This window comes from Candidatus Accumulibacter sp. ACC003, assembly GCF_907163085.1.
GTDB lineage: Bacteria > Pseudomonadota > Gammaproteobacteria > Burkholderiales > Rhodocyclaceae > Accumulibacter.
Genome location: NZ_CAJQTX010000001.1, coordinates 1 through 16157 on the forward strand (window position 1 = coordinate 1; position 16157 = coordinate 16157).

At 65.1% G+C, this 16157-nt stretch carries 10 protein-coding genes; 7 read left to right on the top strand and 3 right to left on the bottom strand.

Going from position 1 to position 16157, the window contains the following annotated elements:
- The 3 genes from QZ656_RS00005 to QZ656_RS00015 all read left to right on the top strand — a co-directional run.
- Window positions 1–381, top strand: a 381-nt coding sequence (locus QZ656_RS00005; protein ID WP_291991487.1) for a SapC family protein, incomplete at its 5' end; no start/stop codon positions are given.
- Between the two features lie 74 nt (window positions 382–455).
- Window positions 456–2249 (top strand): GspE/PulE family protein, encoded by a 1794-nt coding sequence (locus QZ656_RS00010; RefSeq protein ID WP_291991488.1) that lies wholly within the window; start codon window positions 456–458, stop codon window positions 2247–2249.
- Between the two features lie 152 nt (window positions 2250–2401).
- Entirely contained in the window at window positions 2402–3580 is a 1179-nt protein-coding gene (locus QZ656_RS00015) for a Fic family protein (protein WP_291991489.1), read from the top strand.
- A 33-nt stretch (window positions 3581–3613) separates the two neighbouring features.
- Here the strand turns inward: QZ656_RS00015 and QZ656_RS00020 are convergent, their stop codons facing one another.
- Genes QZ656_RS00020 through QZ656_RS00035 form a run of 3 tightly spaced genes read right to left on the bottom strand, consistent with a single transcriptional unit; the run spans window position 3614 to window position 7827 of the window.
- Window positions 3614–4849: an RtcB family protein gene (locus QZ656_RS00020; protein ID WP_291991490.1), complete on the bottom strand. Its 1236-nt coding sequence runs from the start codon at window positions 4847–4849 to the stop codon at window positions 3614–3616.
- Window positions 4850–4886: 37 nt separating this feature from the next.
- A complete protein-coding gene (locus tag QZ656_RS23985) occupies window positions 4887–7340 on the bottom strand; it encodes a PAS domain S-box protein (protein ID WP_366522050.1) in 2454 nt (817 codons plus the stop codon).
- On the bottom strand, window positions 7312–7827 hold the full coding sequence (locus QZ656_RS00035; RefSeq protein ID WP_291991491.1) for a Tar ligand binding domain-containing protein: 516 nt from the start codon (window positions 7825–7827) through the stop codon (window positions 7312–7314). Before QZ656_RS00035 ends, QZ656_RS23985 begins: the two co-directional genes overlap by 29 nt.
- Window positions 7828–8159: 332 nt before the next feature.
- On the opposite strand from QZ656_RS00035, the gene QZ656_RS00040 reads away from it, so the two are divergent.
- The 4 genes from QZ656_RS00040 to QZ656_RS00060 all read left to right on the top strand — a co-directional run bounded on the left by QZ656_RS00040 (window position 8160) and on the right by QZ656_RS00060 (window position 16129).
- Window positions 8160–11696, top strand: coding sequence for a PAS domain S-box protein (locus QZ656_RS00040; protein ID WP_366522052.1), 3537 nt, complete (start codon window positions 8160–8162; stop codon window positions 11694–11696).
- A 101-nt stretch (window positions 11697–11797) separates the two neighbouring features.
- Window positions 11798–13321, top strand: coding sequence for a bacteriohemerythrin (locus QZ656_RS00050; RefSeq protein WP_291991492.1), 1524 nt, complete (start codon window positions 11798–11800; stop codon window positions 13319–13321).
- A complete protein-coding gene (locus QZ656_RS00055; RefSeq protein ID WP_291991493.1) occupies window positions 13318–15792 on the top strand; it encodes an EAL domain-containing protein in 2475 nt (824 codons plus the stop codon). Before QZ656_RS00050 ends, QZ656_RS00055 begins: the two co-directional genes overlap by 4 nt.
- 37 nt (window positions 15793–15829) lie before the next feature.
- Entirely contained in the window at window positions 15830–16129 is a 300-nt protein-coding gene (locus QZ656_RS00060; protein WP_291991494.1) for an antibiotic biosynthesis monooxygenase, read from the top strand.
- Window positions 16130–16157 lie beyond the last annotated feature (28 nt).

Genomic DNA, 16157 nt, shown 5'->3' on the forward strand with positions numbered 1-16157 from the left:
CGCTATCCCTTCGTTTTCGCGAGCAGCGCCGACGGCAAGCCGACGCCCTTCGTCGACAAGGTGCTCGAATTTCTCAAGGATTATCAGGCGCAATTCGAGCGCACCCGCGTTTTTTGCCGCCGCCTCAAGGAGTTTGGCGTGCTCGAACCGATGCCGGCCAAGGTGACGACGCCCAAGGGTGAGCAGCTGACGCTCGCCGGCTTCCTGGTCGTCGGCCGCGACAAGCTGCGCGCGCTCTCCGGCGAGACCTTGCAGCAGCTGGCGAAGAGCGACGAGCTCGAATTGCTGTATCTGCATCTGGCATCGATGCGCAACTTCAACGAGGTCAAGGACCGGCTTATCGGGACGCTGGCCGACGCGCCGCCAGCCGCCGCGGCCTAGCGCTGCGGTGGCGGCGTTGAGCGGCGCCGGCCTTGTCCGGTATAGTGGCCGCTCAACGTCCAGGAAGCGCACCGATGTCCGAAGCAGCGGCCAATACCATCCACGAACATCGTCTGACGCTCGCCGAACTCCTCGGCTGGCTGGTCGAAGACCAGCTGGTCGGCCAGGCCGAGGCCGACCTGCTGCTCAAGGAGAGCCGCCTCAATCGCCTGGTCGCGCATCCGCTGGTGATCCTCGCCGACCAGAAATGGAAGTCGCACCAGGAGCCGCCCAGGGCGCTGACTCTCGAAGAACTCGGCGCCTGGCTGGCGCGCCGGATTGGCCTCGACTACCACCATATCGACCCGCTGAAGGTCGATTTCACGGCCGTCACCGAAGTCATGTCGAGTGCCTACGCGACGCGCTTCGGCATTCTGCCGATCAAGGTGACGACGCGTGAAGTGCTGGTGGCGACGACGCAGCCCTTCCTGCGCGACTGGGAAAAAGAGATCCGGCCGATCGTCAAGAAGGACATTCGCCGGGTCCTCGCCAATCCGGTAGACGTCGCGCGCTACCTGGTCGAGTTCTACAATCTGGCGCGCTCGGTAAAAAAGGCTTCGCAACTCGGCGGCCAGGGGGGCAACCTGTCGTCGTTCGAGCAACTCGTCGAGCTCGGCCGGACCAATCGCCAGTTCGACGCCAACGACCAGCACATCGTCAATATCGTCGACTGGCTGTGGCAGTACGCCTTTGAACAGCGCGCCAGCGACATCCACATCGAACCCCGGCGCGAAGTCGGCATCGTCCGCTTCCGGATCGACGGCGTCCTGCATCAGGTCTATCAGATTCCGATGAGCGTCATGGCGGCGATGGTCAACCGCGTCAAGATTCTCGGGCGCATGGACGTCGTCGAGAAGCGCCGGCCGCAGGACGGGCGGATCAAGACGCGCACCGCCGACGGTCAGGAAGCCGAACTGCGGCTGTCGACCTTGCCGACCGCCTTCGGCGAAAAACTGGTGATGCGTATTTTCGACCCCGAGGTGCTGGTCCGCAGTTTCGCCGACCTCGGCTTCACTGAAGACGATCAGCAGCGCTGGAAGACGATGTCGGAAAGGCCGAACGGCATCATCCTGGTCACCGGCCCGACCGGATCGGGCAAGACGACGACGCTGTACTCGACGCTCAAGCAACTGGCGACGCCGGCGGTCAATGTGTGCACCATCGAAGACCCGATCGAAATGGTCGAAGGCGCGTTCAACCAGATGCAGGTGCAGAACGTCATCGACCTCGGCTTCGCGCAGGGCGTCCGCGCGCTCATGCGGCAGGACCCGGACATCATCATGATCGGCGAGATTCGCGACCTGGAAACCGCCGATGTGGCGATCCAGGCGGCGCTCACCGGCCACCTGGTGCTGTCGACGCTGCACACCAACGACGCTTCGGCGGCGGTCACCCGCATGCTCGACCTCGGCGTTCCCTCGTACCTGCTCAGCGCGACGGTGCTCGGCGTCATGGCGCAACGGCTGGTGCGCATCCTCTGTCCGCATTGCAAGCAGGAGCACAAGGCCAATGCCATCGAGGACACCATGTGGGAGCAGCTGGTCGCACCGTGGAAAGCCAACCGGCCGGCGCGCTTCTACCGGCCGGTCGGCTGCCTCGACTGCCGGATGACCGGCTACCTCGGGCGCGTCGGCCTGTACGAGATTCTGCTGCTGTCAGCCGACGTCAAGCTGGCGATCAGCGAAAACAAGGACATCGCCAAGATCCGCGAGATGGCTTTTCGCGAAGGCATGAAACCCTTGCGCATCTCGGGAGCGATGAAAGTCGCCGCCGGCGTCACCACCCTGGCGGAAGTCTTCAAGGTCGCGCCGCCGATCGAACACGCCTGATGCTGGCCGATCCCGGCCAGAGTCGCTGCGTTCGTCGCGTATGATTACGTCTGCATTGGACATTCCAGATCATCCAGGGGCCTGTCGGCTTTCTTCAAGTGACTAATTTAAATATATTAAGGACTTCTTTGTGATTGGACATCCGGTCGGACATGTTGCCGCCAACTCTGCCTGAAATTTCTCGCCGCATCGAAACCGATCGTTGTCGTCCGTTTTGCTTCCAGATTGGCGTCGACGCGGCGGCACTGGTGCTGCCGATGCAGCGCGTAGAGGATGCGCACCAACGCTTCAAGGCAACGCCACTCGCGCACGTCGCCAAGCGACTGGAGCGTGAGGTCATTGCGGGCAGCGTTTTCGGTACCAACACCATCGAAGGCGGCACCTTGAGCGAAGAAGAGACCGTCGCCGCGATGGAACTCGACCCGGCCCAGATTCAGCAGGTCGAGCAGCGTCGAGTGCTCAACATCAAGGCCGCCTACGACCGCGCCGCGCAGGCGGCAACAGACCCATCATGGCGGCTGTCAGTCGACTTCATCAAGCAAATCCACGCCCTGATTACCCACCAGTTGCCGCACGCGGACAACCGACCCGGGGTGATTCGCAACAATCCCAAGGAACGCCTTACGCACGTCGGCGACAGCAGTCACGGTGGCCGTTACAAGCCACCCCAGTACGAGGGCGACATCGTACGCTTGCTCGACGGGCTGATCGGCTGGCACTCGGAGCTCGTTGCCGGCGACGTACATCCATTGATCCGCGCCCCGCTGGTCCATTATTACTATGAGCTGATCCACCCGTTCTGGGACGGCAACGGCCGTGTCGGGCGGGTGCTCGAGGCGGCTTTGCTGCTGGCGGCGGGTTACCAGTACGCGCCGTTCGCGCTGGCACGCTACTACCTTGAACAGATCGACGTCTATTTTTCTCTTTTCAACGCTTGCCGCAAGGCGGCAGAAAAGCATCGACCACAGCCGCACACCGCATTCGTCGTCTTTCACCAGGAAGGCATGCTGACCACGATCAATCGCCTCCATGACCGCGTCGACGGTCTGGTCAGCCGGCTGCTGTTCCAGACCCGCTGCCGCGAGTTGCTCGACAGCAAGAGCATCAACGCACGCCAATACACCATCGTTTCGCAGCTGCTGGCGCAGGCGCCGATCGATCTACTGGCGCTCCGTCAAGTGCCGTGGTACGCCAGCCTCTACCTGAAGCTCAACGACAAGACGCGCAGCCGTGACCTCAGCAAGCTGCGCGACTGCGGGCTGATCTTTCTCGATGCCGACAAGCGACTATGGCCGGGTAGCGCTCGCCCCGAGAAGCGGCCGCCACTCTGAAGCGGAGCATTGCTTTGCCGCTGCGGCCTTGCTTCAGCCCTTGACGCAAAGCACCTGCCGCAGCCTATGTACGACCTCGACCAGCGTGCGCTGGGCGTGCATCACCGCGTCGATGTCCTTGTAGGCCAGCGGGATCTCGTCGATGACTTCGGCGTCCTTGCGGCACTCGACGTGCGCGGTGGCGCGTTGCTGGTCGGCGAGCGTGAACCGCCGGCGCGCTTCGTTGCGGCTCATGACGCGGCCAGCGCCGTGGCTGCACGAGCAGAATGATTCGGCGTTGCCGAGGCCGCTGACGATGTAGCTACGGCTGCCCATCGAGCCGGGGATGATTCCCAGCTCGCCGCGGCGTGCCGAGAGCGCGCCCTTGCGGGTGACGAAGACTTCGCTGCCGAAGTGCGTTTCCTTCTGGACGTAGTTGTGGTGGCAGTTCACGGCGGCGGCGTCGATCGTGAAGCGCTTGCCGATCACCTGCCGCGCGGCGCCGACGACGTGCGCCATCATCAGCTGGCGGTTGCCGCGCGCGTAGTCCTGCGCCCAGCTGACGGCCTCGAGGTAATCGTCGAAGTGGACGCTGCCTTCCTTGAGGTAGGCCAGGTCGCGGTCGGGCAGATTCGCCAGATGCTGACGCATGTCGGCCTGCGCCAGCGCGATGAAGCAACGGCCGATGGCGTTGCCGACGCCGCGCGAACCCGAGTGGAGCATGAACCAGACGCGCTGTGCCTCGTCCAGGCAGACCTCGATGAAGTGGTTGCCGGTGCCCAGCGTCGCCAGGTGCTGGTGATGATTGCAGTCGCGCAGCCGCGGGTATTTGTCGGCGATGCGCTTGAAGCCGGGCAGCAGGCTCGCCCACAGCGCGTCGACGGCGGCCGGCGGTTTCTGCCAGCTGCCCTGGTCGCGCTGGCCGCGGCCGACGTTGCGGCCATGCGGCACGGCGCCTTCGATCGCCGAGCGCAGGTCATACAACTGGTCGGGCAGGTCGGCGGCGGTCAGCGTGCTGCGCGTGGCGATCATGCCGCAACCGATGTCGACACCGACTGCCGCCGGGATGATCGCCGCGCGCGTCGGAATGACGCTGCCGATCGTCGAACCCTTGCCGAGATGGACGTCGGGCATCACCGCCAGGTGGTGGAAGATGAAGGGCAGGCGGGCGGTGTTGAGCAGCTGCTGGCGCGCCGCGGGCTCGACCGGGACGCCTTCGGTCCACATCCTGATCGGCGTGCCGTCGGCGACTTCGATCACTTCGCTGGCGCTGCTCGTGGTGCCTGGCATGCTCTGTCCGATGGCGCCGCCAGTGGAGCCGGTGGCACTACCAAGTAGCCGCTGCAGAGTCCGCCGCAGCGGCCGCAACCGCCGCGGCTGGCGGCCGTTTTGCCGGCAGCAGCAAGCGGAATCGGGAGCCGACGCCGAGCTCGCTGCTGGCCTCGATGCGCCCACCGTGGCGCTTGGCGATGCCGTAGGACAGCGACAGCCCGAGGCCGGTCCCCTGGCCGACCGGCTTGGTCGTGAAGAAGGGTTCGAAGATGCGTGGCAGGTGCTCGGGCGCGATTCCCTTGCCGCTATCCTCGACCTCGACCCAAACATCGTCGCCGGTGCAGCCGGTGCGCAGGCTGATCGTTCCCCGCTGCTCGATGGCGTGCGCCGCGTTGACCAGCAGGTTCAGCAGGATCTGGTTGATCTGCGCCGCGATGCATTCGACTTCCGGAACGCCGGCGTATTCCTTGCGGAGCTCGGCCTTGTATTTGATCTCGTTCCAGACAATGTTCAGCGTGCTATCGAGCCCGGCCTCGAGGTCGGCGAACTGCCACTCGGCGGCGTCGATGCGCGAGAAGTCCTTGAGGTCCTGGACGATCTTGCGGACGCGCTGCAGGCCGGCCAGCGATTCGTCGATCAGCGTGCCGACGTCGTCGCGCACATAGTCGAGGTCGGCGGCTTGCCGGGCTTCGTTGATTGCCGCCAGCACCGCCGGATGTTCGGCGAGGATGGCGTCGGCCTCGCGGTAGGCGTCGATTACCCGCAGCAGACCACCGACCTCGCCCCTGAGGCTGCCGAGGTTGGAATTGACGAAGCCGACCGGGTTGTTGATTTCGTGCGCGACGCCGGCCGCGAGTTGGCCGACCGAAGCCATCTTCTCGGACTGCAGCAGCTGGTTCTGCGCTTCCTCGAGCTTGCCGTTGAGCTCGGTCAGGCGCTTGACGTGGGCGTGCATTTGCCGTTCGGCGGCGTATTGGTCGGTCACATCGACGCCGGAACTCAGCGTGCCGGTCACCGTACCTGCGGCATCACGCAGCAGGGCGTTGCTCCACGCCAGACGGCGGACCTGGCCGGCAGTGGTCAGGATCTCGTTCTGGTTCTCGGCAGCGATGACGCCGCAAGGCGCACCGGCCATCCAGCTCAAGAAACTGCGGCGCAAGGACTCACGTTGCGGCGCCGGGATATAGCGATCAACCCAGTCGTTGCCGACGATTTCGGTTTCGCTGCGGCCGAGCAGCTCACAGCCGGCCCGGTTGATCATCCGCACCGAGAGGTCGCAATCGATGACGACGATTACCGCTCGCGCCACGTCGAGGTAGCCCTGCGCCTGTTTGAGCGCGTCGCGCAAGGCCGTTTCGGCAGCCTTGCGGGTCGTGCTGTCGCGAATGATGCCACTGTAGAAACGCTCGCCGCGCACCGCATAGGCATTGATCGAGAGATCGATCGGGAAGCGCGATCCGTCGCGGCGCAGCCCCTCGAGTTCGACCGTCTTGCCGAGCACGGGCCCCTCACCGGTGGCGAGATGATGTGCCAGGCCGTGCTGATGTGCCTGGCGCAGTTCGGCGGGTATCAACATCGCCAGGTTCTGATCGTGCAGGGCGGTGGCCGGCTGCTCGAAGATCGTGCAGATCGCCGGGTTGAACGAGCGGATCAAACCCTGCTCGTCGATCGTGATCACGCCGTCGCGCAGGTTTTCGAGGACGCTGCGCAGTTCCTCTTCCTTGCGACGCAACTGCTCATCGGTCGCCGTCAGTTGCTGATTGCGCTGGTGCAACTCGGCCAGCAACTTCTGGCGCGCGCGCTCTGCCGTCCGTTGCTCGCTGATGTCGCGAAAGACGACGACGGCGCCAAGCGTGCGCTCGCCGGCGGCGATCGGCGACCCGGCGAAGTCGACCGGAAAGCTGCTGCCGTCCTGGCGCCAGAAGACCTCGTCGCTGGCGGCGCTCGGTTCCTGGCGAAGTCGGGCGCCGGAGAGTGGGCATTCGGCAGCCGGATACGGACTGCCGTCGGCGCGCGTATGGTGAAACATCGCGTGCGGTCGCTTGCCGAGCATCTCGGCCGCGCTCCAGCCAAGCAGGCGCTCGGCGGCCGAATTGACGTAGTTCATCCGGCCTTCGGCGTCGGTTCCGTAGAGCCCCTCGACCATCGATTCGAGGATCGACGCTTGGCGCTGCTGCAGCAGAGCGATCACCTGGCGATCGTTGTGCAACAAATCGGCGGTCTCGCCAAGCGCCACGATGATGCGCCCGAACTCGCCGCGATGACTGCCCTGGACGCGCGTTTCGAAGTCGCCGTTGCCGATCCGCTTGAGCGCCTGTTCGATAACCTCCAGCTTGTACATCACGTAGCGGAAGAGGTGGTGCGAGAAAAACAGCAGGATCGCCAGGCCGACGATGAACAGCAGGCCGCTGCCTAACAGGATATTGCGGTAGACGCTTTGCGCAGCGGCGTAGGTCTTGGCCACGTGCCCTTCCTGCAGCTCAATCAGCTGCGCGACCGGCGTCGCCACCTGCAACTGCACGGCCCACCAGTCGTCCTTCAGGAAGCCGGCGATCGCCGGCAGATCGCCAGCGGCAAGGATGGCGTCGAGGTGCGCGAAAAAAAGGCGGCAAGTCGGGAATTGCGCGGTCTATGGTTTCGCCCAGATCCTGCTCGTCGCTGCTGGCGGTTCCTTGTGCTGTCGCGCGATAGTCTGCCCAGGCCAGCGGAATGGCTCGGCCGGCAGCGCCGGCGTCGAGGCGCGCGCCCGCGGCACTGCGGTCGTCGTTGAGGACGCCGTAGAGCTGTGCGCGCAGGCGCGTGACTTGCTTGTCGATCAGAATCAGGTTCTGCGTCGGTGCGATTTCCTCTTCCAGGACCTGCCGCAAGCTCTCCTGACCGCGCCAGCTTCCCCACATGCCGAGGCCGACGACGCTGGCCAGCGTCACGCCGCCGATGCAGGTGAACAACAGCAGGCCCTGGCGGATGCTCAGTGTTCGGAGGATCGGTATGCTCATGCCACGGAGCACCCGTAGAAAGCGTTTGCCGGTAGCGCGGCCGACCATCGCCAGTCGCCCGGTCTTGTTCTGCGATGCCTAGACCCGCCTTTCAGACTGCTCACGCTTGCCCTTTCCCGATACTCTTGTGGTATTCGCCGCGCTGCTCGGCACTTTATCAGAGCACACTCCGCTCTGCTTGTCGTCAGACGCTGCCTGGCCATGCAGCCGCGGCAAGGCATGATATCCCCTGATCGGCAATGGTTTGATGGTCTTTTGCCTGCGCTGGGCTTATTCTCTCTCGCCACGAAGCAAAAAGTGCATTCACCCCGACCCGGAGAAGCCGCAGAGTCATGTCCGAGCCACGCTCGCCGACGTCGCCAGATCAACAGCCGATGGTTGCCGGAACGGCGCGGCCCGCGCCGGCCGCGCACTTCAGCCGCTATCTGGCCGCCGGAATTCTCTGCGTGAACCTCGTGGTTGCCGGTGGCGTGCTGTTTTTTCTTGACGGCTCGCGCCGCGACAAGGAAGAGAAAGCCCAGGATCGCGCCTTGAGCGTGCTGCGCCTGATCAGCAAGGACGTCGACAATCAGTACCGGCGCATCGACGTCAGCCTGCGCGCGGTCGCCGAGGAACACGCCGGGCAGCTCGCCCTCGGTCGCGTCAGCCACGAAGACTGGCTCGCTCGCGTCGCCGGGCGGCACCCGGCGCTCAATTTCATGCGCATCGCCGACGCCGCCGGCGAAGTCATTTATTCACCCGGAGACGCTGAAAAGGACCGCGCCAACGTCGCCGACCGCGACTACTTCGTCCGCTTGCGCGACGATCCGCAGGCCGGGTTGGAGATCACCGCGCCGCTGCTCGGGCGAACGTCGGGCAAGATGGTCGTCGTGCTGGCGCGGCGGCTGGCCGATCGCGCGACGCGCTTCGACGGCGTCGTCGTGGCGTCGATACCCGTCGACTACCTGAGTGGCCTGCTCGGCGAGGTGCCGGTAGGCCCGCAGGCTTACGTCGGCCTGCTCGATTCGCAGCTCAACTGGGTCGCCTCGACGGCGCCGCCGGCGGCTCTCGGCGCGTCGGCGAAACTGCCACTGGGCGAGGCGCTGCGCCAGTCGATTGCCGGCGGAGCCAAGCACGCTTCGCTGGTCGTGACGCTTGCCGACGTCGCCTATCTGCTGAGCTACGTGCGCAGCGATTCTTATGGCTTCTACACCGTCCTTGCCGAGCCGCGTTCAGGCCAACTGGCCGATTGGCGGCACGAGGCCTGGCTGGCCGCTGCCGGCGTCGCGCTGTTCGCGCTGCTGAGCAGCTTGCTCGGGCTGCTGTTGAGTCGCAACTGGCGCCAACACGCGGCGGCGACGGCCATTCTGCGCGAACGCGACGAATGGATCCGGCAGGCGGAGCGCATCGGCGGCCTTGGCCTCTACTCCTTCGAAATAGACCGCCAACGGTTTTTCGTCAGCGAGGCCTTGTATGAGATCGCTGGCATCGACGCCGCTTACCCGCATACCTGGGCTGGCTGGCTGGCGCTGGTGCACGCCGATGACCGCGATGCGCTCGATGCTGCCTTCAAGCAGGTGCTGGCAAGCGGACGCGATCTGCCGGGTATCGACTACCGGATCATCCGGCCACTCGATGGCCGCATGCGCTGGGTGAGAAGCTCGGCGCATCTGCGCGCCTCGGCCGAATCAATGACAGCGGCGAAATCACCGAAAGCAACGCTGATTGGCGTGCTTCTTGATATCAGCGAGCAAAAGCGCGACGAGGAAAAGCTTCGTGAAAGCGAAGCCGACCTGAGCGCGGCGGTCGATCAGGCGGCTGCCGGCATCGCTTTCGTCGCTCCCGACGGCCGCTGGCTGCGGGTCAACGATCGCCTGTGCGAGATCGTCGCCTACCCGCGCGCCGAGCTGCTGACGCTGCGTTTCCAGGACATCACGCATCCGGACGACCTGGCGATCGATCTGGCGCAGCTCGGGCGGGTGCTGCGCCGGGAAATCGACAGCTACACGCTGGAGAAGCGCTACATCCGCAAGGATCGCCGCTGCATCTGGATCAACCTCAGCGTCTCGCTGATTTTCAACGACGACGGCACGGCCAATCACTTCGTCTCGATCATCGAAGACATCGACGCGCGCAAGAGCGCCGAACGCGAGCTCGGCCGCACGCGCGAACTGCTCAGGAGTTTTCTCGATCACCTGCCCGGGCTGGCGTACATCAAGGATCAGTCGCTGCGCATGGTGCACGTCAATCGCCGTTGCCACGAACTGCTGCACCTTGACCCCGAAGACGTGATCGGCAAGACCAACGCCGAGATCTTTCCCGGTGAACGCGGCGAAGCGATCAGCGCTCGCGATCGCCAGGTGCTCGCTTCCGGCAAGGGCGAGATCGCCGAGCGAAGTTACGGGGGCAACAGGTATCAGTCGATTCGCTTCGTGATCAAGCAGAATGACGATCTGCCCCTGCTTGGCGGCATCACGATCGACGTCACGGCGCGTTACAAGCTCGAGCAGCGGACAGCGGCGCTGCTCGAAATCAACGAGCGCGGCGGTACGCTGCCCGAGAAGGAGTTCCTCGCTTACGCGCTCGAAGTTGCCGAAAAGCTGACCGTCAGCGGTGTCGGCTTTCTGCATTTCATCGACGACGAGGAGACCATCGCCCTGTCGACCTGGAGCGCGGGCGCGCTGCAGCGCTGCAGCGCGAGCTTCGACACGCACTACCCGATCAGCCAGGCGGGAATCTGGGCCGACTGCTGCCGCGAAAAACGCGCCGTGATGTTCAACGATTACGCCGCGCATCCCGCCAGGCGCGGTCTGCCCGACGGGCACTCGCCACTGCTGCGGCTGATCTCGGTGCCGGTGCTCGATGACGGCGCGGTGCGGATGATCGTCGGGGTCGGCAACAAGGCTGGCGTCTATGACGACTTCGACGTCACCACCGTGCAACTGATAGCCAACGACGTCTGGAACGTCGTCCGCCGCGGGCGCGCCGAGGCCGCCCTGTCGCTTCGCCTCGCCGAAGTCACCGAACTCAAGGATCAGCTCGAGCAGGCACACCTGCAGTTGCTGCAATCGGAGAAAATGTCGGCGATCGGCCAGCTCGCGGCCGGCGTCGCGCACGAACTCAACAACCCGATCGGTTTCGTCTACTCCAACCTTGGGACGCTCGCCGACTACGTCGACGACCTGCTGGCGATCGACGCCGCTGCTGACCGGGTGGCGCGCTTGTCGACCGTGAGCGACGATGGCGCGGTCGACGAACTGCGCCGGCTCAAGCTCGAGTGCGATCATCGCTTTATCGTCGAAGACCTGCCGAAGTTGATCGCTGAAAGCAAGGAAGGGCTCGAACGTGTGCGCCAGATCGTCATCGATCTCAAGGATTTCTCGCGTGTCGGCGAGGTCGAGTGGCAGTGGGCAGACCTCGAGCAGGGTCTCGACAGCACGATCAACATCGTCTGGAACGAGCTCAAGTACAAGGCCGACGTCGAACGTCACTATGCCGGGCTGCCGCCGGTCAATTGCCTGCCCGCGCAGCTCAACCAGGTGTTCATGAACCTGCTGGTCAACGCCGCGCAGGCGATCGAGACGCACGGAACAATAGTCATCCGGACGGGCAGCGAGGCCGACGCCGCCGGCGTCGTCAGCGCCGTCTGGGTGGCAGTCGAGGATAGCGGGCGCGGCATGTCGGACGAGGTCCAGAAGCGGCTGTTCGAGCCCTTCTTCACCACCAAGCCGATTGGCCAGGGGACCGGACTCGGCCTGTCGATCGCCTTCGGGATCGTCGCCAGGCATCACGGCCGTATCGACGTCGCCTCGGCGCCTGGCCGAGGGTCGACTTTTCGCATCAGCTTGCCGATCGATGGCGCCGCCAGCGTCGCGATGAGCGTAGCATGAGCAAGCGTATCGTTCCGGCCGCTGTCGCGGCCCCAGAATGAGCATCCGCCGTCGTCGTCGACGACACGCGTTTTCCGGTTCAACCCGACGAAAGAACGAAGATGGCATTCATGGACTGGAGCCGGCACTTCGTGACCGGCATCGCGGTAGTCGATAGCCAGCATCGGGGGCTGGTCGAGCTGATCAACGAGGTCGCACCGCTGCTCGGCGGCGGCGATGCGCTGGGCGCGGACACCGCCAGAAGCGTCCTCGATCGTCTCTGGGAATACGCGCTGACGCATTTCCGCGACGAGGAGCAGATCATGCGCCACGGCGGTCTCGATCCCGACGAGCTGGCGCATCACCTGCGCAGTCATCACGGTTTCGTCGACGAGGTGAAGCTGATGCAGCGCCAGCTCGACGCCGAAGGTCTGTGCAGCGGCCACGATCTGCTGCGCTTCCTGGCCAGCTGGCTGACCTTCCACATTCTCGTCGAAGACCAGCTGATGGCGCGGCAACTGCAGCTGATCGGCGCCGGTCACAGCGCCGCCGAGGCGGCGCGGCTGGCGCACGAGGCCAAGGAGGATTCGGCGCGGGCGGTGCTCGTCGACGCGCTGGTCGAGCTCTTCGCGGTCGTCTCACGGCGCAACAAGGCGCTGCTCGGCAGCAACGAACGACTGCGCGCGACGCAGGCGACGCTGGCCGAAGTCAACGCCAACCTCGAGCGGCAGGTCGCCGATCGCACCCGCGAACTGGCCGGCACGAACGCCGAACTGCTGCGCGAGCATGACGAACTGCGTGACGCGCTGCAAGCCGTCGAACGCAGCCAGGGCCGCTTGCTGCAGTCCGAGAAAATGGCCGCCGTTGGCCAGCTCGCGGCCGGCGTTGCGCACGAGATCAACAACCCGATCGGTTTCGTCAGTTCCAACCTCGGTTCGCTCAAACTCTACGTCGCGCGCTTGCAGGATCTGGTCGACGCCGCCGCGCCGGCGCTGGCGGCGCTGCCAGCCGATCATCCGGCGCGGCTGGCTGTCGAAGCGGCATGGCAAGCCGCCGACGTCGAGTTCCTGCGCCAGGACATCCCCGAGCTGATCGGCGAGTCGGCCGACGGACTGGCGAGGGTGCGCAAGATCGTCGCCGACCTCAAGGATTTTTCGCACGTCGACGCCGCCGAGTGGCAGGACGCCGACCTCAACCACGGCCTGGAGAGCACTTTGAACGTGGTCTGGAACGAACTGAAGTACAAGGCCAAGGTGCTGCGCGAACTCGCTGAGCTGCCGGCGGTGCGCTGCCTGCCGGCGCAGCTCAACCAGGTGTTCATGAACCTGCTGGTGAACGCCGGCCAGGCGATCGCGAGCCGCGGCACGATCACCCTGCGCAGCGGTCATCAAGGTGACTACGCGTGGGTCGAAGTCGAGGACAGCGGCAGCGGCATGTCGGCGGCCGTCCAGGCGAGGATTTTCGAGCACTTCTACACCACCAAGCCGATCGGTCAGGGGACCGGTCTGGGCCTGGCGATCGCCTGGGAAATCGTTCAACGCCACCAGGGGACGATCAGCGTCGACAGCCAACCGGGGCAGGGTAGCTGCTTTCGCGTCAGTCTGCCGATAGCCGGCCCGCAGCCCGGCGGGGAGGCGACGTCTTGAGCACTCCGACGCCGCAGGAATCGATCTACGACACCCTCGGCCTGCTCGTTATCCGCGTCGATCGTGAACTCAGGGTCTGGTACGTCAATTCCTTTGGCTTGCGCCTGCTTGGTTTCAGCCGCCTCGGACAGGTTTTCCGCCGCCCCCTGGTCGAGCTCTTTGGCGCCGATGCAAAGCTTGGCCCCGAGCTCCTGGCCGAGCTTCGCGACTGCAGCGCACACAGCGGCAGTCGCCAGGTCGAAGCGCCGCTGACCACCAGCGACGGCCGGCAACTGTGGTTTTCATGGTTGATCGAGTACCGCGCCAGCAGCGATTCTCTCCTGGCGCCGATTTTTCTGATCGGCACCGACGTCACGCGCGTGCACCAGAGCCTGGCATCAGCGCTGCTGTTTCGCGACATCGCCGAGAACAGTCCGCTGGCGATCGTGATTACCGACGCCGAGCTGGCGATCCTCTTCGCCAATCCGGCGGCGCTGGCGATGTCCGGCTACGCCGTCGACGAGGTGCTCGGTCGCCAACCACAGATGTTTCGCTCGGGGCTGACTGCCGACGACACCTATCGCGAGCTGTGGAGCGCGCTCAGCGCCGGCCTGGTCTGGAGCGGCGAGTTCGTCAACCGTCGCAAGGATGGCGAGCTCTATACCGAGAAGAAGACCATTTCACCGATCTTCGACCAGGCGGGAAGGCTTTGCTTCTACTTCGCCATCGGCGAAGACGCATCGCGGCAGCGCGAGGTCGAGAAGCGCCTGCAGGCGCTGAGCACCACCGACATGCTGACCGGGCTGCGCAACCGTAGCGGTTTCCTCGCCGACCTGACGCGACTGACCCAGCAGGCGACCGCCGCCAAGACGGGCGTCGCCGTCGTCCATCTGAATATCGATGATTTTTCGAGCGTCAACCGGCTGCTCGCGCACGAGGATGCCGACCGCGTTCTGGTCGACATCGGGCGCCGGCTTGACGCCACCGTGCGCGACGCGGACGTCGTCGCCCGCCTGGGCAACGACGACTTCGCGCTGGTGCTGTCGGCGCCGGGCTTTAAGCTGACCGAGCACTGCGAAGACGTCTCGGAGCGTCTGCTCGCCGCCCTGCGCGCGCCGTTTGTCGTCGGCGCGCAGACCATCGAGCTGACGACGTCGCTCGGCATCGCCTGTTTTCCGGGTGACGGGCTCGACGCCGGCGAACTCCTGGCGCGCGCCACCAGCGCGACGCGAGCCGGCAAGCGCGATGGCGGCGACACCGCCGTCCGCTTCGACCAGGCGGCGATCAGCGACGACGCTGATCGCCGCGAGTTGCTCGGCGACCTGCGCCACGCCGTCGACCGCCAGCAGCTGCGGCTGCACTATCAGCCGCAGCTGAGCCTGCAGACCGGCGTGCCGACCGGTCTCGAGGCGCTGCTGCGCTGGCAGCATCCCGACAAGGGGCTGATAGCGCCCGGGCGCTTCATACCCTGGGCCGAGGAAAGCGGGCTGATCATTTCGATCAGCGAGTGGGTGTTCGGCGAGGCCTGCCGGCAGATGCGCGAGTGGCTCGACACCGGCTTGCCGCCGATCAAGGTTGCGGTCAATCTGTCGGCGCGTCATTTCCGCTTTCCGAAGCTGTATGCGACCGTCGGCGACGCTCTGACCCGCTATCGCATCGACCCGCGAACGCTCGAGGTCGAGATCACCGAGGGGACCATGATGCACGACGTGGCGATCGCCACGCGGACCTGCGAGCGACTCAAGGAAATGGGCGTGCGGCTGTCGCTCGACGATTTCGGCACCGGTTATTCGTCGCTCGCTTACCTCTCGCGCTTGCCGATCGACGTCGTCAAGATCGATCAGTCGTTTATCCGCGACGTCACCAGCAATCCGACCAACGCCGCCATCGCGCAGGCGACGATTGCCATGTCGCACAAACTCGGCAAGATCGTCCTCGCCGAGGGTGTCGAGACCGAGGAGCAGATGCTCTACCTGCGGCGCAACGATTGCGACGAGATGCAGGGCTACTGGTTCTCACGACCGCTGCCGGCCGACGAGGTCGCCGCCTTGCGGCGCTCGGGCAAATGTCTCACTTTCGGCGCCGGCAGCGCCGCTAGCCAGCCGACGGTACTGCTGGTCGACGACGAGCCGAGTATTTTGTCGGCCTTGCGGCGGCTACTGCGCCGCGAAGGCTACCGGGTGCTGGTCGCCGATAGCGGTGCCGCGGCCTTCGTCGTCCTCGCCCGCGAGTCGGTCGAGGTGATTGTCTCCGACCAGCGCATGCCGCAGATGAGCGGTACCGAACTGCTGGAAAGAGTCAAGAAGATGTACCCGCGAACGGTTCGCCTGGTGCTCTCGGGTTATTCCGAAATTACCGCCGTTACCGACGCGATCAACAAGGGCTCGATCCACAGGTACCTCAGCAAGCCCTGGGACGACGAAGTCCTCAAGAGCGAGATCCGCGAGGCCTTCCGGGCCTGGAAGGAACGCTTTGGCCAGGATCGAGGCTGATCGGACATTCGCCGCGTATGAGGAGGAGGAAAAGACGATGTTTGTCGCCCTGAGCCGTTTTGCCGTTGCCAACGCGATGGAGGACGCCGTGCGCGCCGCCTTTGTCGCGCGTCCGCACCTGGTCGATGAGGTGGCCGGCTTCGTGCGCATGGAAGTGCTGCGCCCGCAAGGTCATCCCGAAGAGTTCTGGCTGATGACCTGGTGGCTCGACGAAGGTGCTTTCGACGCCTGGCATCACAGCCATGCCTATCATGATTCGCATGGCGGTATGCCCAAGGGTTTGAAGCTGCTGCCCGGTCGCACCGAGATCCGTCGCCTCGAGCGGATCGCCGAATGATCGGCCACAGTGGCCACCGAAGCAGGAG

Excerpts from the sequence above, each read along its gene's own strand:
- QZ656_RS00050 (WP_291991492.1), top strand. The coding sequence starts at position 11,798 with ATGGCATTCATGGACTGGAGCCGGCACTTCGTGACCGGCATCGCGGTA.
- QZ656_RS00010 (WP_291991488.1), top strand. The coding sequence starts at position 456 with ATGTCCGAAGCAGCGGCCAATACCATCCACGAACATCGTCTGACGCTC.
- QZ656_RS00060 (WP_291991494.1), top strand. The coding sequence starts at position 15,830 with ATGTTTGTCGCCCTGAGCCGTTTTGCCGTTGCCAACGCGATGGAGGAC.
- QZ656_RS00040 (WP_366522052.1), top strand. The coding sequence starts at position 8,160 with ATGTCCGAGCCACGCTCGCCGACGTCGCCAGATCAACAGCCGATGGTT.
- QZ656_RS00035 (WP_291991491.1), bottom strand. The coding sequence starts at position 7,827 with ATGAGCATACCGATCCTCCGAACACTGAGCATCCGCCAGGGCCTGCTG.
- QZ656_RS00015 (WP_291991489.1), top strand. The coding sequence starts at position 2,402 with ATGTTGCCGCCAACTCTGCCTGAAATTTCTCGCCGCATCGAAACCGAT.
- QZ656_RS00020 (WP_291991490.1), bottom strand. The coding sequence starts at position 4,849 with ATGCCAGGCACCACGAGCAGCGCCAGCGAAGTGATCGAAGTCGCCGAC.